Source organism: Alcaligenes sp. AB3 (assembly GCF_031844565.1).
GTDB lineage: Bacteria > Pseudomonadota > Gammaproteobacteria > Burkholderiales > Burkholderiaceae_B > Alcaligenes > Alcaligenes faecalis.
On record NZ_JAUZVM010000001.1, the window covers coordinates 848,780 to 871,148 of the forward strand.

The window sequence follows — 22,369 nt, forward strand, 5'->3', positions numbered from 1 at the left end:
TTTCCTAGAATGGTTTGGTGCAGGCGTACCCCGCCTTGAACGCTCACAGTCCGCAATACCCGCTTCGGTCAGGATCGCTTTACTTCTTATTAGATGGGCGGCTCAGCGTCGAGCAAGACCGGACTACTACCACATATATGGAGACACTATATGTCCTCAACCCAAGACAATAGTTCGGCTCAGGTCAGTCAAGACCAAGCCCTAGAAACAAAAGAGTGGCTTGACGCCCTGGAAGCGGTGGTGGACCGTGAAGGCCCGGCCCGTGCTCACGATCTGATCGAAAAGCTGATCGATCTGGCCCGTCGCTCCGGCGCTCACATCCCGTTCTCGCCCAACACGGCTTACGAGAACACGATTCCTCCCGGTCTGGAACCTGCCCACCCCGGCAATCTGATGCTCGAAGAACGTATCCGTTCCTACATCCGCTGGAACGCCATGGCCATGGTGGTGCGCGCTAACCGCGAAACCCCTCCTGATGGCGGCGGTCTGGGCGGTCACATTGCCTCGTTTGCTTCTCTGGCCACCATGATTGGCTGCGGTCAGAACCATTTCTGGCATGCTGAAACCGAAGATCGCGGCGGCGACATGGTGTTCTTCCAGGGCCACTCCTCGCCCGGTATTTACGCCCGCGCCTTCATGGAAGGCCGCATCTCCGAAGAGCAACTGAACAACTTCCGTCAAGAAGTCGATGGCAAAGGTTTGCCATCCTACCCGCATCCCAAGCTGATGCCCGAATTCTGGCAGTTCCCCACCGTATCCATGGGCCTGGGCCCATTGATGGCGATCTACCAGGCCCGTTTCCTGAAGTACCTGCACGCCCGTGGCATTGCCGATACCAGCGGCCGTAAAGTCTGGGTGTTCCTGGGCGACGGCGAGATGGACGAACCCGAATCCCTGGGCGCCATTGGTCTGGCTGCACGTGAAAAGCTGGACAACCTGATTTTTATCGTGAACTGTAACTTGCAGCGTCTGGACGGTCCTGTACGCGGTAACGGCAAGATCATCCAGGAACTGGAAGGTACCTTCCGTGGTGCTGGCTGGAACGTGCTGAAACTGATCTGGGGCGGTTACTGGGATCCATTGCTGGCCCGCGACAAGGAAGGCATCCTGCGCAAGGTCATGGAAGAAACCGTGGACGGCGAATACCAGGCCTACAAGGCTAACGACGGTGCCTACGTTCGCGAGCACTTCTTTGGTAAGCACCCCAAGCTGCTGGAAATGGTCAGCCGCATGAGCGACGAGGACATCTGGCGCCTGAACCGTGGCGGTCACGATCCTCACAAGGTGTACGCTGCGTTTGACGCCGCCACCAAGCACGAAGGTCAGCCTACCGTTATTCTGGCCAAGACCATCAAGGGCTACGGCATGGGCCACGTTGGTCAGGCCAAGAACCCCTCGCACCAACAAAAGAGCCTGGATCTGGACGCCGTGCGCGAATTCCGCGACCGTTTCAACATCCCGGTTCCTGATGACAAGCTGGAAGAGCTGCCTTACTTCAAGCCAGCTGACGACTCTCCAGAAATGCAATACCTGCACGCCCGCCGTCAGGCATTGGGCGGCTACCTGCCCAAGCGTCGCAACAAGGCCGATGAACAGCTGACGGTGCCAACACTGGATGCGTTCAAGCCCATGCTGGAAGCCACTGCCGAAGGCCGTGAAATTTCCACGACCCAAGCCTTTGTGCGTTTCTTCAACACCTTGCTGCGCGACAAGCAGGTCGGTCCTCGTGCTGTACCTATCCTGGCTGATGAATCCCGTACCTTTGGTATGGAAGGTCTGTTCCGTCAGATCGGTATTTACGCACCGGAAGGCCAGAAGTACACCCCGGTCGATAAAGACCAGGTCATGTACTACCGCGAAACGGCCAATGGTCAGTTGTTGCAGGAAGGTATTAACGAGCAGGGTGCATTCAGCTCCTGGATTGCGGCGGCCACGTCGTACTCCAACAGCAACCGCATCATGATCCCGTTCTTCATTTACTACTCCATGTTCGGCTTCCAGCGCTTTGGCGATCTGGCCTGGGCAGCGGGTGACATGAAGGCACGCGGTTTCGTGCTGGGCGGCACTGCCGGTCGCACCACCCTGAACGGTGAAGGTTTGCAGCACGAAGATGGCCACAGCCATATTCAGTCCTCGCTGATTCCTAACTGCGTATCCTACGACCCCACCTTCGCTCACGAAGTGGCTGTCATCATGCAGCATGGTTTGAAACGCATGGTTCAGGATCAGGAAGACGTGTACTACTACGTCACGCTGATGAACGAGAACTACGCTCAGCCCGGTCTGGTTGAAGGCGACGAAGAAGGCATCCTGCGCGGCATGTACAAGTTCAAGTCGGTGGCCAAGGACAGCAAGCTGCGCGTTCAACTGATGGGTTCGGGCACGATTCTGCGCGAAGTGATCGCTGCACAGGAACTGCTGGAAAAAGACTGGGGCATTGGCTCTGATGTCTGGAGCGTGACCAGCTTTACCGAATTGCGTCGTGATGGTCTGGATTGCGAGCGTGCTGCGCTGTTGAATCCTGAAGGCAAGGATCTGCCCGTACCTTACGTGACGACTCAGCTGGCCAAAACTGACGGTCCTATTGTGGTCTCCACCGACTACATCAAGGCCTTTGGCGACCAGATTCGTCCGTTCGTACCCAAGGATCGCACGTTCAAAGTGCTGGGCACCGATGGTTTCGGCCGCTCCGACTACCGCTTCAAGCTGCGCGAGCACTTTGAGGTTGATCGTCACTTCGTGGTGCTGGCTGCTCTGCGCGCTCTGGCTGAAGACGGCAAGATTCCGTTCAGCAAAGCGTCCGAGGCGATTGCCAAATACGGCATCAATCCTTCCAAGGCCAACCCGCACCACGCATAAGGGACTGAACCATGAGCAATATCATTCAAGTCAAAATCCCGGATATCGGTGCTGACGACGCTGTCGAAGTGATCGAAATCCTGGTCAAGGAAGGCGAGACCATTGAGGTCGAGCAAAGCCTGATTACCGTGGAGTCCGACAAGGCCTCCATGGAAATCCCATCGTCCGACGCTGGCGTGGTCAAGTCGATCAAGGTCAAGCTGGGCGACAAGGTTAAGGAAGGCAGCCTGGTTCTGGAACTGGAAGCCGCCGAAGGCGCGCAGGCCGCGCCTGCCGCTGAGCCTGCCAAGGCTGAAGCTGCTCCCGCTCCTAAAGCTGACGCTGCGCCCGCAGCGGCTCCTGCCGCTGCCGCGGCAGCGCCGGCCGGTGGTGAACAGCAAGTTACCGTTCAAGTGCCTGATATTGGCGACGCCCGCGATGTGGACGTTATCGAAATCATGGTGCAAGTGGGTGACACCATTGAAGTGGATCAAAGCCTGATCACCGTGGAATCGGACAAGGCTTCCATGGAAGTGCCGTCCTCTCACGCCGGTGTGGTTACGGCCATCAAAGTGAAACTGGGTGACAAGGTCAGCCAGGGTAGCGACATTCTGGAACTGACAGTGCAAGGTGCTGCTGCAGCTCCTGCGCCAGCCAAGGCCGAAGCGGCTCCCGCTCCTAAAGCAGAAGCGGCTCCCGCTCCTGCTGCCCCTGCTGCCAGCTCTTCAGTGGTGGTCGGTGCTGGTGCGCCGGCTCCAGAGCGTGTGTCGCCTACGGCTTCCTTTGCCGAGGCGGAAGGCTCCCTGCGCAATCTGCCTCACGCTTCGCCTAGCGTGCGCAAGTTCGCTCGCGAACTGGGCGTGGATCTGGGCAAGGTTCATGGCTCGGGTAATAAAGGTCGTATTACGGCTGACGACGTGCGTGGCTTCGTGAAGCAAGTCATGGCGGGCGGTGCTGCTCCGGTGACGGCGGCGGGTACAGCTGCCCAGGTCGGCGGCCTGGACGTGCTGGCCTGGCCCAAGGTCGACTTTGCCAAATTTGGCCCGGTCGAAACCCAGGCTCTGTCGCGCATCAAAAAGATTTCGGGTGCCAACCTGCATCGCAACTGGGTCATGATTCCTCATGTCACCAATAATGATGTGGCCGATATCACCTCTCTGGAAGCTCTGCGCAAAGAGCTGAATGAGGAATACAAGAAGTCCGGCGCTCGCGTCACCATGCTGGCTTTCGTCATCAAGGCAGCCGTGGCCGCCCTGAAGAAATTCCCCGAGTTCAATGCCTCGCTGGACGGCGACAATCTGGTACTCAAGCAGTACTACCACATCGGTTTTGCCGCTGATACGCCTAACGGTCTGGTTGTGCCGGTTATCCGTGATGCCGACAAGAAAGGCATTCTGGATATCGCTCGTGAAACGGGCGAACTGGCCGCCGCTGCCCGTGATGGCAAGCTGAGCGCAGCCCAGATGCAAGGCGGTTGCTTCACCATTTCCTCGCTGGGCGGTATTGGTGGTACGGACTTCACACCCATCATCAATGCGCCAGAAGTGGCCATTCTGGGTCTGTCGCGTTCCTCCATGCAGCCAGTCTGGAATGGCAAGGAATTTGAGCCACGCCTGATGCTGCCTCTGTCCCTGTCCTACGATCACCGCGTTATCGATGGTGCCGCCGCCGCCCGTTTCAATGCCTTCCTGGCAACGATGCTGGCCGACTTCCGTCGCATCGCACTGTAAGGAGTTGTCATGAGTCTGATTGATCTGACGGTCCCGGATATCGGTGACTCCGGCGAGGTGGATGTTATTGAAGTGCTGGTGCAGGTTGGCGATACGGTCGAAGTCGAGCAAAGCCTGATCACCGTGGAGTCCGACAAGGCCTCCATGGAAATCCCGGCCGCCCAGGCAGGGGTGATCAAGGAATTGCTGGTCAAAGTGGGTGACAAGGTCTCCCAGGGTTCGGCCATTGCCAAGATTGAAGCGTCGGAGGGCCAAGCCGCTCCTGCTGCTGCACCCGCTAAACAAGAAGAAGCGCCTAAAGCAGCGGCGGCTCCTGCCGCTGCCGCTCCGGCTGCAGCACCTGCTCCGCAGGCTGCCAGCCATCAGGGTGCTGCGGATGATTCCGTGGATGTGGTCGTTCTGGGTGCTGGCCCTGGCGGTTACAACGCAGCTTTCCGTGCCGCTGACCTGGGCCTGAAAGTGGCTCTGGTCGAGCGCTACAGCACTTTGGGTGGCGTGTGTCTGAACGTGGGTTGTATTCCTTCCAAGGCCTTGCTGCATACCGTAGCGGTCTACGAGGAAGCCAAGTCCCTGGCAACGCACGGCATCAAGTTCGGTGAAGCGCAAATCGACATCGACGCGCTGCGCGATTACAAGAACAAGGTGATCGGCAAGTTGACCGGCGGTCTGGCCGGTATGGCCAAGGGACGCAAGGTACAGGTTGTGGTCGGTAACGGCCAGTTCCTGGACCCCAACCACATCGAAGTGACCGCCAACGACGGCACCAAGAAAGTGATCAAGTTCGGTTCGGCCATTATTGCGGCCGGTAGCCAGTCGGTAAAACTGCCATTCCTGCCTGACGATCCACGCGTGGTGGACTCCACCGGCGCGCTGGAACTGAAGTCTGTGCCCAAGCGCATGTTGATCGTGGGCGGTGGCATCATCGGTCTGGAAATGGGTACGGTGTACTCGGCTCTGGGCGCACGCCTGGACGTGGTGGAAATGCAAACTGGTTTGATGCCAGGTGCAGACCGCGACGTGGTCAAGGTGTGGGAGAAGATGAACAAGCATCGCTTCGACCACATGATGCTGGAAACCAGCACCGTGGCCGCCGAAGCCCGCGAAGATGGCATCTGGGTGACTTTCGAAGGCAAGAACGCGCCGGCCGAGCCGCAGCGTTACGACCTGGTTCTGCAAGCCGTGGGCCGCTCGCCCAATGGCAAGAAGATCGGTGCCGAGAAAGCCGGTGTGCAGGTTACAGACCGTGGTTTCATCCAGGTTGACAAGCAACAGCGTACTAACGTGCCGCACATCTACGCGATTGGTGACATTGTGGGTCAGCCCATGCTGGCACATAAGGCCGAGCACGAAGCGCACGTGGCTGCTGAAGTCATCGCCGGTGAAAAATCCTTCTTTGACGCTCGCGTGATTCCTTCGGTGGCTTACACCGATCCGGAAATCGCCTGGGTGGGTTTGACAGAAGATCAGGCCAAGAAAGACGGTATCAAGGTCGAGAAGGGCGTGTTCCCATGGGCTGCCTCGGGTCGTGCCATTGCCAACAATCGTGACGAAGGCTTTACCAAGGTTCTGTTCGATGCTGAAACCCACCGTATCGTGGGTGGCGGTATCGTCGGTACCAATGCGGGCGAGCTGATTGGCGAGCTGGTGCTGGCTATCGAAATGGGCGTGGACCCGGTCGATCTGGCCAAATCCATCCACCCGCACCCCACCTTGTGCGAGTCCGTCAGCAAGGCTGCTGCCGTCGCAGAAGGGACGTGCACGGACTTGCCTCCCACACGTCGCAAGTAATACCAGTATTCGCCTGATAGTTAAGGCGTATTGGATCACGGCAGGTGCTATCATCAGCGCCTGCCGTTTTTATTTTGTAATTGGTGTTGTCCATGACTCATCCTGTTCTGAAAGCCGACTCCTCGCTGAGCGATTGGCTGTCCTATCTGGAAACTTTGCATCCCTCGGCCATTGATCTGGGCCTGGGCCGGATTCGCGAGGTTGCCCAACGTCTGAACATCAAACTGGATTCCGTCGTCATTACGGTGGGGGGCACCAACGGCAAAGGCTCGACCTGCGCCATGCTGGAAGCGATTTTGCTGGCGGCGGCCTACAAGGTGGGCGTGTATGCCTCACCGCATCTGGTGCGCTACAACGAGCGCATTCGCTTGAATGGCGAGATGGCCGAGGATGCCCAGATCACGGCCCAGTTTGCCCGTATCAACGAAGCCCGTGGCGATCTGACACTGACTTACTTCGAGTTTTCCACACTGGCCGCCTTGTTGCTGTTCCAGGAGCAGCGGGTTGATGTTGCCGTGCTGGAGGTGGGGCTGGGTGGTCGACTGGATGCCGTCAATATCATTGATGCGGACTGTTCCATCATTACCAGTATTGATATTGATCATGCTGAATACCTGGGCAACACCCGTGAGCAGGTCGCCTGGGAGAAAGCCCATATTTTCCGCGCTGATCGTCCTGCGATCTGTGCGGATCCCGTACCGCCACAGACCATGCTGGATTACGCCCAGGAGATTGGTGCCCAATTGTGGCTGTTTGGCAAAGATTTCAACTATTCGGGCGACCGCCAGCAATGGGCTTATGGTGGTCGTAACCAGCGCCGCGCTGCCTTGGCTTACCCGGCCTTGCGTGGAGCGAACCAACTGCTGAATGCCTCCGCGGCATTGGCTGCCCTGGAGTCGCTGCACCCACGTCTGGCTGTGCCTGCGCAGGCTGTACGCGCTGGTTTGTTGCGTGCCCACATGCCTGGCCGCTTCCAGATTCAACCCGGCCAGCCTTGTGTGATTTTTGACGTGGCCCACAATCCCCATGCCGCAGCTGCCCTGGCACAGAACCTGGACAATATGCCGCCGTACCCCAAGACGATTGCCGTCGTGGGCATGTACAAGGACAAGGATGTGGACGGTGTAATCGCCCGTATGGCTACCCGTATCGATCACTGGATGTGCGCCAGTCTGGAAGGTCCGCGCAGCCTGTCGGGCGAGGAGTTGGCCAATCACGTCCGTTCTGTGCTGGCCAGTGGGGAGACACCTGATGATGTGCTGGCACCCGAAGCCGAATCCAGTTCGCATCGCCCGGGCGTTCGACCCGTTGCGCGTGCTTCAGTCAGTAAAGCGTCAGCAGTCGTATCCAGTTACAACAGTCCTCAGCTCGCTTACGAGGCGGCATTAAAAGAGGCCAGTGACAATGATAGAATTGTCGTGTTTGGCTCGTTTGCGACAGTAGGGCCGATACTTGAAGCCGCAAACGACCGTTCTTCTTCCTGAATATCGGTAAGACTGCTTATTTCATAGGTCTAGGGCTCATGGGTTTATTTTCACGTAACGATACTTCCTCATCGTCGGGTCGCCGCGGCAGTGCTTCCAGCGATTCACAATTATCGGAACTGCGTGGACGGGCTCGTCGCCGTCTGATCGGCGCGCTGGCTCTGGTTTTGGCCGTGGTTGTGCTGGTGCCCATGCTGACTGCCGACAAAACCCCGCCCGAGCCCGAGCAGTCTCTGGCTTTGGGGCCGATTGGCCAGACAACGGGGCAGGGCACGGTGCAAACTCGCCCTGGCGAGTTGGTGGTGCAAGAGGGCACGCCCGCTCCTGTTATCGAGCAACCTGACGAGCCGCTGGTCGCTGATCCTTCCACCAGTACTGATGGAGGCCTGGCTGTGGTCAATCCCGGTCTGGAAACCGATCCTGCGCATGTGACTACGCCAAGCACCCCAACTGAGCCGCCGCCTGTGACCACCCGTCCAGAGCCGCCCAAGCCGGTTGAAAAACCCAAGCCTGTCGAAAAACCCAAGCCAGCCCCAGCGCCTGCACAAAATGGCCGTACGGATGACGGCTCCTACGCGCTGGCCCTGCTGGAAGGCCGTGTACCGAACAAACCTGCCCCTGCTGCCGCCAAGCCGGCTGCGCAGCAAGGCAACTTCATTTTGCAGATTGTCGCCTATTCCAACCAGAACGATGCCCAGTCGCGTCGTGATCAGCTGGTATCGGCCGGTGTGACCAATGCCTATGTAGAGACGGCACAAAGCGGTGGCAAGCCAACCTATCGTTTGCGTGTGGGCCCATTCCCCACTCGTGAAGCAGCACAGGCAGCCCAGGCCCGCTTGCGCTCGCTCGGTTACGAGAACAGTTTTATCTCGGCTAAGTGAGCAGCTTCGACTATATCGTCCTTGGAATTGTGGGTGTGTCAGGCCTTCTGGGCCTGATACGCGGATTGATCAAGGAAGTTCTTTCGCTCAGCGCCTATTTGCTGGCTTTCATGGCCGCAATCTGGTGGGGGCCACGCACATCAGGCTGGATACAAGTCTGGGTAGAAAACGGCTTATTACGTACGGCTTTGGCCTACGGAGCCGTTTTTTTTATGGTCTTGCTGCTGGTGGGCCTGTTGAACATGCTGCTGGCCAGCCTGATCGAGCAAACAGGTTTGACGCCCGCCGATCACGGACTGGGCGGCCTGTTTGGCCTGGCTCGCGGGGTGTTGCTGGTGCTGATACTGGTCATTCTGGCCGGGCATACCGATTTACCTAAAGAACCGTGGTGGGAGCAGGCCAAGCTGGCCGAACCTGCGATCCGCGCGGTGCAGTCGATTAAGGCCATGCTGCCGCCGTCTCTGGCAGAATGGCTGCCTTATTGAGAACACACTAACGGGAACCAATCATGTGTGGAGTTGTAGGGGTTGTTGCGCGCAGCCCTGTAAATCAGTTGATCTATGACAGTTTGCTCTTGCTGCAGCATCGCGGGCAGGATGCAGCGGGGCTGGCGACCTGGCACGACCAGTTCTTCAGCATGCACAAGGCATTTGGCCTGGTGCGGGACGTATTTCGTACCCGCAACATGCGCTCCTTGCCGGGCAATAGCGGTATTGGCCACGTGCGTTACCCCACTGCAGGCTCCAGCCAGAGCGTGGAGGAGGCGCAGCCGTTTTACGTCAATGCCCCCTTTGGTCTGAGCTTTGTGCACAACGGCAATCTGACCAACTGGCGTGAACTGCGTGAAGAGCTGTTCACCATTGACCGTCGCCACATCAACACCAACTCGGACTCCGAGGTTCTGCTCAATGTGTACGCGCACGAATTGCAACGTGCCGCCACGGGCCCCGAGCTGTCTCAGGACGAAGTGTTTGAGGCCGTGGCAGCCGTGCACCGTCGTGCCCGTGGTGCTTACGCCGTGGTGTCGCAAATTGCGAACTTTGGTCTGGTTGCCTTCCGCGATCCAAACGGGATTCGTCCTTTGTGCCTGGGTCGCAACGTGACCCCCAAAGGTGAAGAATGGATGGTTGCCTCCGAGTCCGTGGCCTTGACCGGTTGCGGCTTTGAGCTGGTTCGTGATGTTGAGCCCGGCGAGGCCATCATCATTGATCTGGACGGCAATCTCAGCAGCCGCCAGTGCGCCGAGAATCCGCGCCTGAACCCCTGTGTCTTTGAATATGTGTACTTTGCTCGCCCAGACTCCACGGTCGATGGTGTGTCGGTGTACGACGCCCGTCTGCTGATGGGGGAGTACCTGGCCGAGAACGTCGCCAAGAACCTGCGTCTGGCTGATATTGATGTGGTGATGCCCATCCCTGACTCGGCCCGTCCATCGGCCATGCAGTTGGCGGCGCATCTGAACCTCAACTACCGTGAAGGTTTCATCAAGAATCGCTACGTAGGCCGCACCTTCATCATGCCCGGCCAGGAAGTGCGCAAGAAGTCCGTGCGTCAGAAGCTGAGCGCCATTCCCATGGAGTTCCAGGGCAAGAATGTGCTGCTGGTGGACGACTCCATCGTACGTGGTACCACTAGCCGCCAGATCGTGGACATGGCTCGTGCAGCAGGTGCAAATAAGGTGTTCTTTGCCTCGGCAGCACCGCCGGTACGCTTCCCGAACGTGTACGGCATTGACATGCCCACCGTGTCCGAGCTGATCGCCACGGGTCGTGATGTGGATCAGGTTGCCAAGGAAATTGGTGTGGACGGTCTGGTCTACCAGGACCTGCACGATCTGGAACAGTCCTTGCGTGACTTGAACCCACGCTTTGCCGGTTTTGAGTCTTCCTGCTTTAGCGGCGAGTACGTGACAGGCGATGTGGACGAGGCGTATCTGAATCTGTTGGCAGAAGGCCGCAAAGGCGGTCGTGAAGTGCCGGACGTGACAGATTGATCGTCTGGTTCTTCAGTTGAATAAAAAACCCGCTTTTATGGCGGGTTTTTTATTTCTTCATTCTGTAGTTTTTGCTTTTTCATTCGAATTGTTTTTATTCAGGTTTTAATTATTAGCCTATTTTATAAAATAAATTTATTTCTCTTATTTTGTTGATAATAATAGTTTCTTCCATTTTGTTTTCGGATTTTTATTAACTCACTTATATTCCTGCTTTGTTTCTTTTGATAAATCATGAGCGTCAGTGCTTATTCTATCGGGATACAAAGATGAAAGACCTAAACTGCGATATAGAGTCAGACCACGTAATGGCGGTAACTGAGTCGACTGGGGTGAATCAGGGCAATAGTTCTTCGCGGACCCATTTTCCTGTCTTGCATCAGTTCCTGGAGCAGGCCCTAAGCCGAAATCAGGTGATGGGAGCGGTGGTTCTGGTCGCTCGCCAAGGTCAGGTGGTATTGAGTTATGTAGGTGGATGGGCCGACAAGGAAAAGGTCAGACCCATGCACGAGGATACGGTGTTCAGATTGGGTTCTTTGAGCAAATCGGTTAGCTCCTGGTTAGCCTTGTGCTTAAGCGAGCAAGGACTGATTTCCTTGAAAGACAGAATCACACGTTACCTCCCCAATTTTGGTCCTCACTTTGAGTCGGAATGTCCACCGATTTCGATTCATCAATTACTGACTCATACCTCTGGTCTTAGCTATCGCTTTATTGATGGGGAAGAGAGCCTGTATGCGCAGGCTCAAATCAGTGATGGCATTGATCGGGTAGACCTGAGTTGGCAAGAGAACTTCCGTCGTGTGTGTTCCGTACCGCTGCGCTTTGCGCCAGGGACTGGCTGGCGCTACTCCTTGGGTATTGACGTGGTGGGCAAAGCCTTGGAGGTCGCGTCCGGGAAAGGCTTGGCGCAACTGCTGGAAGAGACAATCAGTGCGCCTTTGGGTTTGCAGCATTGTTCGTTCTATGAGCGCGATTATTACCAGATAGCAGCGCATTATCAAAATCATGCAGCAGGCCTGTCCCGGGCTGAAGGTGCGTTGGATTTGGGAATAGGTGTGCTGCGTTTTGATGAGAGCCTGATGTCCCGACCCTCTACGCCGGTCTATGCCGGTGCTTCCATGTTGGGTTCTGGCCCGGATTTGATGCGTATCTTGCTGGGTTTGCGGAATGGGCGCTTGCTATCCCGGTTATCCTATCAGGCGTTCTTGAGCGACCATGTACCGCATTCGTCCAAGTGCATGTGGCGCAACTGGGGCTATACCTACGGGGCGGCAATTTCCCGACTGGAGCCGGACTCAACCATGCCCATGTCGGCGGGTAGTGTGCAATGGGTAGGCGCCTTTGGGCAGAAGTGGATGTTTGATCCACATAAGGACGTGATTATTGTCAGCATGAGCAATACGGCTCCGGAGGGCTTGTTTGGCGCTTTCCCGGACCAAGTGCGCGATGCAGTTTATGCTGACCTGGGGCTGATGCCAGGATAAGCTTGCCTGCGGCTATTGGATGTAAAAACACCCCACAAATCGGATTTGCATCCGGTTTGTGGGGTGTTACGCAATCAGACGAGTTTTGTTGTGCTGATTGAACGTGTTCAGGCACCACGACGCTTGAACAAGGTCAGCAGCAAACCCAGGCCCAGAATGACAAACAGCGCCAGGCTCCAGTACGCATATTCAATCCCCAGCAGTGGCTGACGTGCGTCCATGCAGGAAGCATAGATACCAAACAACCAGGGCAGGCCGCTTTCCAGGCCGGACTGGGTAATGAAGCGATCAGCAAAGGTCTGGTCGCAACTGAACAAGTGTTGTGCCACAGAAACCTGATACCAGGCAGCCAGAATGCCTCCTACAGAGGTAGCCAGACCCAGCAAGCTGGCGACGGTAGAGCTGCGCTGATGCCCCAGCTGACGCAACACACCAGCAACCAGGCTGAACACGCCCAGCACAATGAAAATCAGGCGTTGCAGGACGCACCAGGCGCAAGGCGGGATGCTGAATACATGCTGGGAAAGCAGCGCAATGCCTACGCCTGAGAAGGCGAGCAGGGCGATCAGATAATAGGGTGCAGCGGACTGGCGGGAGGTTGCGGCCATGGTATCAAGAGGAACTTAAAGAATAAAAGGTAGAAGCTTCGTGCAGCAAACCCAGGAAAAGTTCATGGAAACCTGCCCAGGTAATCTGTACGCCTAGACACAAGAGGATAAAGGCGGACAGGCGCATCACGACAGCGGTGCCATTTTTGCCCAGCTTGTACAGAAATTGGGATGCAAAACGTAAGGCCAGAAACACAATAAAACTGGCCGCCGCAATAGCGGGCAGTGCGCCAGCCAGCTTGCTCATGGTGCCGGTGACCGAATTGTCATGCAAGGTCGCCCCCACCGTCAGCGCGGCGGACAAGGAGCCGGGGCCGCAGAGCATGGGGAAGGTCAGGGGATAAAAGGCCTTCGAGCGAATCTGTTCCCAGGAGTAGGACTCGGCCATGTTCTGGGCGTGCGCCGCATCAAAGTCCGAGGCGTTGATCAATCGCCAGGCCGTGCCTATGACCAGCAAGCCCCCGCCAATACGAATGATGGGCAGGGAAATGCCAAAGAAATTCAGCACGATATTGCCCGCCACCATGGCAATGGCCAGCATGATGAAAATATTGATGGCGACTTTCTTGGCCAGGCGGGCACGATCGGGCACGCTGGCGCCTTCGGTCAGGGTCAGGAAGATAGGAGCGGCCGCAGGCGGGTTCAGCATCGGCAAGAGTGTTGCCAACGCAAACAGGAAGCTGCGGCTGACATCCGCAAAGACAGAGGAGATTTCCATTAAGACGGGGTGGCTTGTTGAGAGAGGGCTAAACGTACATCGCGCTCCAGGCGCAATTGATTACGGTTTTGTTCCAGCGCGGCACCACTCAGGATGAAGACGTCTTCCACGCGGTCACCTAAGGTCATGACTTTGGCTGAGCGCAGTCGCACGTCGTGGTGCTCGAATACTTGGGCGAGACTGTACAACAAACCGCGCCGGTCTGTGGCACTTAGCGTCAAAATCCAGTCCTGCCCCTGCTCATCCTGGCGCAGATCCACGGTGGGCTGAATGGGAAAGACACGGGCCCGGCGCGAGCGTATGTCGCGATAGTGATCGTGAGGGTGCTCGTTGGGGAGCCAATCCTGCTGTAGTGCCTGGCACAGCTCGGTTTCGATCAGCAAGGGATCACGCCGCAGGGCGTGATCGTAGGTGGGCAGCATCACGACAAAGCTGTCCAGTGCCCATCCATGGCGGGTGGTGTAAATGCGTGCGTCCTGGATGCTGACGGCCTGGCTGTCAAAGTAACGACAGATGCGCAAGAATAGACGGCTGGCGTCCTTGGTGTAGACCAGCACCTGCAGCGCATCGGTTTGTCCGGCGGGACGTATGCGCACCACCGGTGTCAGGCTGTGAGACTGGTGATACAGCTGAATGGTATGCCAGGCAATTTCGCTGGCGTCGTGACGCAGAAAATAGGGCTTGTCCAGCCATTGCCAAAAGTCTTCACGCGCATCGTCCAGCAGGCCGGCCAGACGTATTTCACCGGCGGCGTCACGCTTGCGCTGATCCAGCACGGAGACACCGTCCTTGGCTTCGCGTCCTAGCGCTGCCAAGGTCAGGTTGTACAGGTCTTCCAGCAGCTTGCCTTTCCAGGAGTTCCACACGGTCGGGCTGGTGGCGCGTATATCGGCGACGGTCAGCAGGTACAGGGCCGTCAGGCGGCGTTCCGTGCCTACGGTTTGCAGGAACTGGAAAATCACATTCGGGTCGCTCAAATCGCGTTTTTGAGCGACTTGCGACATGCTCAGGTGCTCCCGGACCAGAAATACCACCAGTTCCGCGTCCACAGGCATCAGGCCGTGGTCCTGGCAAAACGCCAGGGCGTCCTGTGCGCCCAGCTCGGAGTGATTGCCGCCGCGCCCCTTGGCAATGTCGTGAAAGAGGGCAGCGATATACAGCAGCCAATGGCGATCAAAACCGCTCATCAGCTGATTGGCCATAGACAACTCTTCGCTGTGCTCGGCCATGGTGAAGCGGCGTAGATTGCGTATGACTTTCAGCGTGTGCTCGTCCACGGTGTAGGCGTGGAACAGGTCGTGCTGCATCTGCCCAACGACGCGTCGAAAGACTGGCAGATAGCGTGGCAGCAGGTTCAGCAGATTCATCAGCCGCAAGGTATGCACGATACCTTTGTTCTGCTGCAGGATTTCCAGAAACAGACGTCGATTCCGAGGTTCTGCCCGGAACTTGGCATCAATCAGGCGGCGGGCGTGCCATAAGGCGCGCAGGGTATCGGCTTTCAGGCCACGCAGATTGGGCTGTTGCTGCAAATGCAGCATGGCCACAAAAATTAGGGAAGGGTCTTGCTCGAAGCCATCCGGCTGGCGCAGTTCCAGCTGTCCATGATGAATCTGGAAGTGGCTGTCCAGAATCAGCGGGTCCTGATCGGTTTGCGGAAACAGGTGCTCCTCGATGCTGCGCATCAGGATCAGGTTGAGTTGGCTGACAATCTTGGCGGCCCAGTAATAACGCTGCATCAGCAATTCGCTGGCGCGTCGGGTGGCCGTGGGTTGAAAGCCGTAAATTTCTGCCAGACGCGGTTGCAGGTCAAAGAGTAGTCTGTCTTCGGCGCGGCCGGTCAGCAGGTGCAGTTCGATGCGCAGGCGCTTGAAGGCTTCTTCCACGCGCTGCAGGGCTTTCAGCTCAGATTCGGTTAACAGCTCGGATTGAGCAACGTCCACCCAGGTGCGACCCAAACCGGCTGCCCGGGCCATCCAGAGCAGCACTTGCAAGTCGCGCAAGGCGCCGGGAGACTCTTTGCAGTTGGGTTCCAGGGAATAAGGGGTGTCTTGCAGATGTGCATGACGCTGCTGCTGTTCGGCCTGCTTGGCCAAAAAGAAAGCTTGCGGGTCCATCTGACTTTGCAACTGCTGTTGGGCATGGCGCAGTAGCAGTTTGGAGCCCGCCAGCCAACGGCTTTCCAGCAAGGCGGTTTCGGTGGTGATGTCCTGACTGGCTTGCTCCAGGCATTGGGCTGGCGTGGCCACATTGTGGCTGGGGGCCAGGCCGATATCCCACAAGGCAGCAACCAGTGTCTGAATTCGGTCTATGTCCTCTGCATTCGGATCACGCTGCAGCAGAATCAGCAGATCCACATCCGAGTGTGGATACAGTTCCCCGCGACCATACCCCCCCAGGGCCGCCAGGCTGGCTTGGCGGGGCAGGGGGTAACGGTCCAGAAGTTCGCGCAGGCCGTGATCACAAATCTGGCACAGGCTTTTGAGTAGGCGATCACAATGCAGGTCTTGCCTGAAGCGCTCGTAGGCCCGAGCCCGGCGGCAAGCAATTCTGTCGCGAAGCTGGGCCAGGAAGGACATGGTTCAGCCCTTGTTGATAATGGCTGGAGGGGCTGGCATGCCGGGCGAGACGGTCAGCACTTCATAGCCGGTATCGGTGACCAGTACCGCATGCTCCCACTGGGCCGACAGGCTGTGGTCGCGAGTCACCACGGTCCATTGGTCTGCCAGGGTGCGCAGTTCGCGACGACCGGCGTTGATCATGGGCTCGATGGTGAAAATCATGCCGGGTTCCAGTTTTACGCCGGTGCCGGGTTTGCCGTAGTGCAGCACTTGCGGGTCCTGGTGAAATTTCTGGCCCACACCGTGGCCGCAGTATTCGCGCACAACGGAAAAACCTTGTTTTTCAGCGTGTTGCTGGATGGCGTGGCCGACATCACCCAGGGTGGCGCCGGGTTTGACTTGGTCAATGCCCAACCACATGCATTCGTAGGTGGTTTCAGTCAGGCGGCGGGCCAGGATGCTGGGCTCGCCCACGTAGTACATACGGCTGGTGTCGCCAAACCAGCCGTCTTGAATAATGGTGACGTCCATATTCAGAATGTCGCCATTTTTCAACACTTTATCGCCGGGAATGCCGTGACAGATAACGTGGTTGACGGAGGTGCAAATGGAGCCTGGAAAGGGTGGGTAGCCAGGGGGCGCGTAGCCCACGGTGGCGGATTTGACCCCCAGCTCATTGATGCGCTCCATGCACAGGCGATCCAGTTCGCCGGTTGTGACACCTGCTTTGACAAAGGGAGTCAGGTAATCAAGGATGGATGCCGCCGTCTGGCAAGCAGCACGCATTTTTTCGAGATCAGTGGGGTCTGTGACGAGAATACTCATAGCAACTTGAACAGGTCTATTGAAAAATAGTAGAATTATAGGCTTTTGTGAATTTTGCAGTTACGCACAGTCCCGTTTGGGGCGATCTGGCGGCTGTCCCAGCAAGGCGGTGTCAGGCAGCGCAAGACGCTGTTTACCGCATTAAATCTAGGTTCTCCTGGTTTGACCGGCTTTTCTCAGGCCTTCTGAATCTTCAGAACGGATGAGTCAAGCAAGGGGTCAGGACAGTTTGCTCCAAGATTGAAAAAAACGCCTCAAGGCGCTGCGAGCCAGCAAAAACACGCAAAATTCACAACGAATACAGGGTCAGCACGATTACAAGCGTTGCAAAAGCAACATGGGCAACAGCCCGGTTCTTGTTCGACAGAGGCTGACCAGGCAATCCTCTAGGATACACCTGCGAACAGTGCGCTGTATGCAGGCGGTAGACAGAAAAGTTTCAGGCCCGGGCCCGGACGGCAGATATCCAGTCTGCCCACAGGCACGAGTCCGTTGCAGTGCAGGCGTTCGCTCATGTTGGGCAACGTTTTTATGTTTTTAGTTGTAAATCGCGTGACTGTCCGTCTCGGGGTGTCTGGAATGCAGCACAGGCTGCGGCCCTTACCGGATACCGGGCAGTTACAAGACCAAACCCTTGGAGAACTTTATGTCTTTAATGCGTGAAATGCTGGAAGCTGGTGTGCACTTTGGCCACCAAACCCGTTACTGGAACCCCAAGATGGCTCCGTTCATCTTCGGTCAGCGTAACAACATCCACATTATCAACCTGGAAAAAACGGTTGTTCAGTACGAAGAAGCAACCAAATTCGTGCGTCAACTGGCTGCTCGTGGCGGCAACGTGCTGTTCGTAGGCACCAAGCGTGCTGCTCGCGAACTGGTGGCTGCTGAGGCCGAGCGTTGCGGTATGCCTTACGTTGACAGCCGCTGGCTGGGTGGCATGATGACCAACTTCAAAACGGTCAAGACTTCCATCAAGCGTCTGAAGGAAATGGAAGCTCAGATGGCTGAAGGCCGTCTGGAAACCATGAGCAAGAAAGAAGCCTTGATGTTCGAACGCGAACTGGAAAAGCTGAACAAGGCCATCGGCGGTATCAAGGACATGAACAACCTGCCTGACGCCCTGTTCGTGATCGACGTCGGCTACCACAAGATTGCTGTGGCCGAAGCCCGCACTCTGGGTATCCCTGTTGTGGCCGTGGTTGATACCAACCACTCGCCAGAAGGTCTGGATTACGTGATTCCTGGTAACGATGACTCGGCCAAGGCTATCGCTCTGTACGCCCGTGGCATGGCTGACGCCGTGCTGGCTGGCCGCGAACAGAACCTGAACGGTCTGGTTGAAGAAATCGCCGCTGACGAAGAATTCGTCGAAGTTCAGGCTGACGCCCAGGAGTAACAGGCTCACCGCTGTCTGCCAGACACCATCAGTTGTCATGGCAGACAGCTACAGTGACCTTTCGTATCGCCCCGGCTTGCCGGGGCATGTTCTACAGAATTGGAGAAAACCGTGGCTCAAATCACCGCATCGATGGTTAAAGAATTGCGCGAGAAAACCGACGCGCCCATGATGGAATGCAAAAAAGCACTGACCGAAGCCGACGGCGATATGGCACGTGCTGAAGAAATCTTGCGCGTGAAGCTGGGCAGCAAGGCTAGCAAAGCAGCTACCCGCGTTACCGCTGAAGGCCTGGTTTCTGTTTACATCGCTGACGATGCCAAGACCGGCTCCGTAGTTGAAGTTAACTGCGAAACCGACTTTGTTGCCAAGAACGATGACTTCATCGGCTTTATCAACGACGTCGCTCAACTGGTCGCCAAAAACAACCCAGCCGATCTGGCCGCTCTGGCTGAACTGCCACTGGCCGACAGCAATGTCGAGACCGTGCGCGCAGCTCTGGTTGGCAAGATTGGTGAAAACATCTCGATCCGTCGCTTCCAGCGCTACGAAACAGCCGGCCAACTGGCCAGTTACGTTCACGGCGGCAAGATCGGCGTATTGGTTGATTTCGCCGGTGGCGACGAAGAAGTGGGTAAGGATCTGGCCATGCACATCGCTGCGACTCGTCCTAAGGCAATGGACGCTTCGGGTGTTGACGCAGCTGAAATCGAAGCCGAGCGCTCCGTGGCTGCTCAGAAAGCCGCTGAATCCGGCAAGCCTGCTGACATCGTCACCAAAATGGTTGACGGCGCAGTGGCCAAGTTCCTGAAAGAAGTGACTCTGCTGAGCCAGCCTTTCGTCAAGAACGACAAGCAAAGCGTGCAGCAAATGCTGGACGAGAAAAAAGCATCGATCGCTGGCTTTACCCTGTACGTTGTGGGTGAAGGCATTGAAAAGCGTGTTGAAGATTTCGCCGCTGAGGTAGCTGCTGCTGCCGGCCAAGCCTAATCTAGCTTGTTTTTTCAGGGCAGGCACCGTAGTGGCGGTGCCTGCCCTGCTGCTTTACACTCTCTTCTGTCTTCGTCACTTGGAATCCCACCCATGACTACCCCTCATTACAAACGTGTTCTGTTGAAGCTCTCCGGCGAAGCGCTGATGGGCGAGGACTCGTTCGGTATTAATCGCAGCACAATCATTCGCATGACGGAGGAGATCGCCCAGGTTGCCCAGTTGGGGGTACAGCTGGCTATCGTGATTGGCGGGGGCAATATCTTTCGCGGCATCGCTCCAGGTGCCCAGGGCATGGATCGTGCGACAGCCGACTACATGGGCATGATGGCTACCGTCATGAACGCGCTGGCCTTGCAAGATGCCTTGAAGCACCGTGGCCTGGATGCCCGAGTGCAATCTGCCCTGAATATTGAGCAGGTCGTGGAGCCTTACATTCGTCCCAAGGCACTGCGTTACCTGGAAGAAAACAAAGTTGTTATTTTTGCAGCCGGTACGGGTAACCCGTTTTTCACCACCGATACGGCAGCGGCCTTGCGCGGCGCCGAAGTGGGGGCGGAAATCGTACTGAAAGCGACCAAAGTCGACGGCATCTACAGTGCCGATCCCAATAAAGATCCAGGCGCGACTCGATACTCGCGTATCAGCTTTGACGAGGCTATCGTGCGTCGTCTGGAAGTGATGGACGCTACCGCCTTTGCGCTGTGTCGCGACCAGAAACTGCCGATCAAAGTGTTCTCCATCAACAAGCCCGGCGCCCTGACGCGCGCGGTCTCTGGTGAAGATGAAGGCACCCTGGTTCACGTTTAAAGTTATAGGAATTTAGTCCATGAGTCTTTCCGAGATTAAAGCATCGACCGACAGCCGGATGGGTAAGTCCCTCGAGTCTCTCAAGACAGGCCTGGCCAAAATTCGCACTGGCCGTGCTACTGCAGGCTTGCTGGATCACATTCAGGTTGAGTACTACGGCTCCATGGTGCCCGTCAGCCAGGTGGGCAACATCACGGTGGTGGATGCTCGCACGCTGAACGTGCAAGTGTGGGAAAAGCATATGGCTGGCCCGATTGAAAAAGCCATTCGCGACAACGAGCTGGGCCTGAACCCCATCTCGATGGGCGAGAGCATTCGTGTGCCCATGCCCGCCCTGACCGAAGAGCGCCGTCGCGATCTGGCCAAAGTGGTGCGTGGCGAAGGCGAAGATGCCAAGGTTGCCATCCGCAACTTGCGTCGTGACGCCAATGACACGCTCAAAAAGCAGGTCAAGGACAAGGAAATCTCCGAGGACGACGAGCGTCGCGCCCAGGACGAAATCCAGAAGCTGACCGACAAGTATGTGGCCGAAGTCGACAAGCTGATCGCCCAGAAAGAAGCCGAGATCATGACGGTCTAACGGCTTTTGCACAGGTGGCTAGGTGATATCTTTCAGTTCTACCCAAACTATTCCGGAACACGGTCAGGTTCCTGGCCACCTGGCAATTGTCATGGACGGCAATGGACGATGGGCGACCCGTCGTCTGTTGCCCCGCACGGCAGGGCACTTGCGGGGTGTGCAAACCGTCCGGCGCATTGTCGAGGCCTGTGGCGAACTCGGCGTGCGTTATTTGACCCTGTTTGCTTTCAGCTCCGAGAACTGGCGACGTCCTCCCGAAGAGGTCTCCCTGTTGATGGGGCTGTTCGTCAAGATGCTGCAAAAAGAAGTGGCAACACTGAAAAAAAACGGCGTCCGACTCCATGTTATTGGCGAGCTGTCCGCATTTAGCGAAGAACTGCGTGGCTTGATTGCCCAGGCAGAAGAACAAACGCGCGATAACGACACCTTGCATTTGACGATTGCCGCCAATTACGGCGGTCGTTGGGATATTTTGCAAGCGACCCAAAAGGCGCTGGCAGCCAATCCCCATTTGGTCGATCATCCCGAGCAGCTGGATGAGGCCATGTTCAGTCCCTATTTGGCGATGTCTTACGCCCCCGAACCGGATTTGTTCATCCGCACGGGTGGAGAGCGTCGCATTTCCAATTTCTTGATCTGGCAGATGGCCTATACCGAGCTGTACTTTACAGACGCGTACTGGCCGGATTTTGACCGGGCGCAGCTTGAACAGGCCTTCGAGTGGTATCGTGGGCGCGAGCGGCGCTTTGGGCGCACCAGTGCCCAGGTGCAGGGTAGCCCCGCGCCTTGACGGAGCCTTATCTATGTTGAAACAACGTGTCATCACCGCCCTGATCTTGCTGGTCATTCTGGGCGCGGCCATGCTCGCCCCCGTGCGCTGGCCTTTGCTGGCTATTTTTGTCCTGATGAGTACGCTGGCCTGCTGGGAATGGGAACGTCTGAGCCTGTCCCAGGAGCAGCAGCGTTGGGCCTGGCCGCTGGCCTTGCTCAATGGCGCCTTGATGCTCTGGCTAAGTGTGTACTGGTATGAAACGGGCCCGCAAGGGCAGGCTGCTGATCTGGTTTACCGCGGTCTGGTGCCCTTGATGGCGGCCTTGTGGATTGTTGGCGCGACAGGACTGGTGCTGCAGGGTCAGGCCACACAGCGTGCGCAAGGCGTCTTGCTTAGCGTGATGGGTGTGCTCGCTCCTTTGGTCGCCTGGGCCAGCTTGTATCTATTCTTGCATACACAGGGCATTGTTTACGTGCTCTCCTTGCTGGTCCTGATCTGGGTGGCGGACATCGCTGCTTACTTCGCTGGACGTGCCTTCGGTAAAGCCAAACTGGCCCCGCGTGTCAGTCCGGGCAAGACTTGGGCCGGAGCGGTCGGTGGTATGGTTGCCGCTGCTGCATGGATGCTGATCAGCGCAAATTGGGCCGGCAGTTTCGGCGCCGATGTGCTGCAGCGCTGGGGCTGGGTGGCCACCGCTGCTTTGGGTGTTGCCCTGGCGGCCCTCTCTATCGTGGGTGATTTGTTTGAGTCCCTGCTCAAGCGCCGTGCCGCTGTTAAAGATTCCAGTCAATTATTGCCCGGCCATGGTGGGGTGTACGACCGTATCGACGCCTTGCTGCCGGTTGCTCCCGTGGCCTTGCTGCTAAGTGGGGCGTGGCTCTTTTAGTCCTGCGTGGATTCAAAGTGTT

General features: G+C 57.1%; 18 protein-coding genes. 14 read left to right on the forward strand and 4 right to left on the reverse strand.

Going from position 1 to position 22,369, the window contains the following annotated elements; genetic code table 11:
• The first annotated feature begins 150 nt into the window (after nt 1-150).
• From aceE to Q9R35_RS04020, 8 genes are all read left to right on the forward strand, one after another.
• Complete coding sequence (gene aceE / locus Q9R35_RS03985; RefSeq protein WP_311219369.1) at nt 151-2,859, forward strand: pyruvate dehydrogenase (acetyl-transferring), homodimeric type; 2,709 nt, start codon at nt 151-153, stop codon at nt 2,857-2,859.
• Nucleotides 2,860-2,870: 11 nt separating this feature from the next.
• A complete protein-coding gene (gene aceF / locus Q9R35_RS03990; RefSeq protein ID WP_199264664.1) occupies nt 2,871-4,568 on the forward strand; it encodes a dihydrolipoyllysine-residue acetyltransferase in 1,698 nt (565 codons plus the stop codon).
• 9 nt (nt 4,569-4,577) lie between these two features.
• On the forward strand, nt 4,578-6,356 hold the full coding sequence (lpdA, locus tag Q9R35_RS03995) for a dihydrolipoyl dehydrogenase (RefSeq protein ID WP_042480811.1): 1,779 nt from the start codon (nt 4,578-4,580) through the stop codon (nt 6,354-6,356).
• A gap of 86 nt (nt 6,357-6,442) precedes the next feature.
• On the forward strand, nt 6,443-7,840 hold the full coding sequence (gene folC / locus Q9R35_RS04000; protein WP_404977937.1) for a bifunctional tetrahydrofolate synthase/dihydrofolate synthase: 1,398 nt from the start codon (nt 6,443-6,445) through the stop codon (nt 7,838-7,840).
• A 38-nt stretch (nt 7,841-7,878) separates the two neighbouring features.
• Nucleotides 7,879-8,721: an SPOR domain-containing protein gene (locus tag Q9R35_RS04005; protein WP_042480806.1), complete on the forward strand. Its 843-nt coding sequence runs from the start codon at nt 7,879-7,881 to the stop codon at nt 8,719-8,721.
• On the forward strand, nt 8,718-9,206 hold the full coding sequence (locus tag Q9R35_RS04010; protein ID WP_009457028.1) for a CvpA family protein: 489 nt from the start codon (nt 8,718-8,720) through the stop codon (nt 9,204-9,206). Before Q9R35_RS04005 ends, Q9R35_RS04010 begins: the two co-directional genes overlap by 4 nt.
• A 23-nt stretch (nt 9,207-9,229) precedes the next feature.
• Nucleotides 9,230-10,714 carry an amidophosphoribosyltransferase gene (gene purF, locus Q9R35_RS04015; protein ID WP_026483292.1) on the forward strand — a complete coding sequence of 495 codons (1,485 nt, stop codon included), beginning with the start codon at nt 9,230-9,232 and terminating at the stop codon, nt 10,712-10,714.
• 269 nt (nt 10,715-10,983) lie between these two features.
• Entirely contained in the window at nt 10,984-12,201 is a 1,218-nt protein-coding gene (locus tag Q9R35_RS04020; protein WP_197313964.1) for a serine hydrolase, read from the forward strand.
• A 107-nt stretch (nt 12,202-12,308) separates the two neighbouring features.
• Here Q9R35_RS04020 and Q9R35_RS04025 read toward each other — a convergent pair whose 3' ends face one another.
• Genes Q9R35_RS04025 through map form a run of 4 tightly spaced genes read right to left on the reverse strand, consistent with a single transcriptional unit; the run spans nt 12,309 to nt 16,913 of the window.
• Nucleotides 12,309-12,809 (reverse strand): disulfide bond formation protein B, encoded by a 501-nt coding sequence (locus tag Q9R35_RS04025; protein ID WP_042480801.1) that lies wholly within the window; start codon nt 12,807-12,809, stop codon nt 12,309-12,311.
• Nucleotides 12,810-12,813: 4 nt separating this feature from the next.
• Entirely contained in the window at nt 12,814-13,527 is a 714-nt protein-coding gene (locus Q9R35_RS04030; RefSeq protein ID WP_042480798.1) for a MarC family protein, read from the reverse strand.
• Nucleotides 13,527-16,106, reverse strand: coding sequence for a [protein-PII] uridylyltransferase (locus Q9R35_RS04035; protein ID WP_311219370.1), 2,580 nt, complete (start codon nt 16,104-16,106; stop codon nt 13,527-13,529). Before Q9R35_RS04035 ends, Q9R35_RS04030 begins: the two co-directional genes overlap by 1 nt.
• Nucleotides 16,107-16,109: 3 nt before the next feature.
• Nucleotides 16,110-16,913, reverse strand: a complete 804-nt coding sequence (gene map / locus Q9R35_RS04040) for a type I methionyl aminopeptidase (protein WP_042480792.1) — start codon at nt 16,911-16,913, stop codon at nt 16,110-16,112.
• Nucleotides 16,914-17,559: 646 nt separating this feature from the next.
• On the opposite strand from map, the gene rpsB reads away from it, so the two are divergent.
• The 6 genes from rpsB to Q9R35_RS04070 all read left to right on the forward strand — a co-directional run bounded on the left by rpsB (nt 17,560) and on the right by Q9R35_RS04070 (nt 22,347).
• A complete protein-coding gene (gene rpsB / locus Q9R35_RS04045; protein ID WP_115633733.1) occupies nt 17,560-18,309 on the forward strand; it encodes a 30S ribosomal protein S2 in 750 nt (249 codons plus the stop codon).
• 111 nt (nt 18,310-18,420) lie between these two features.
• Nucleotides 18,421-19,299 carry a translation elongation factor Ts gene (gene tsf / locus Q9R35_RS04050; RefSeq protein ID WP_009457016.1) on the forward strand — a complete coding sequence of 293 codons (879 nt, stop codon included), beginning with the start codon at nt 18,421-18,423 and terminating at the stop codon, nt 19,297-19,299.
• 93 nt (nt 19,300-19,392) lie between these two features.
• Nucleotides 19,393-20,109, forward strand: coding sequence for a UMP kinase (gene pyrH, locus Q9R35_RS04055; protein ID WP_003799741.1), 717 nt, complete (start codon nt 19,393-19,395; stop codon nt 20,107-20,109).
• Between the two features lie 19 nt (nt 20,110-20,128).
• A complete protein-coding gene (gene frr, locus Q9R35_RS04060) occupies nt 20,129-20,689 on the forward strand; it encodes a ribosome recycling factor (RefSeq protein ID WP_009457015.1) in 561 nt (186 codons plus the stop codon).
• A gap of 25 nt (nt 20,690-20,714) precedes the next feature.
• Nucleotides 20,715-21,479 carry a polyprenyl diphosphate synthase gene (uppS, locus tag Q9R35_RS04065; RefSeq protein WP_042482141.1) on the forward strand — a complete coding sequence of 255 codons (765 nt, stop codon included), beginning with the start codon at nt 20,715-20,717 and terminating at the stop codon, nt 21,477-21,479.
• Nucleotides 21,480-21,492: 13 nt separating this feature from the next.
• Nucleotides 21,493-22,347: a phosphatidate cytidylyltransferase gene (locus tag Q9R35_RS04070; RefSeq protein WP_045929903.1), complete on the forward strand. Its 855-nt coding sequence runs from the start codon at nt 21,493-21,495 to the stop codon at nt 22,345-22,347.
• Nucleotides 22,348-22,369 lie beyond the last annotated feature (22 nt).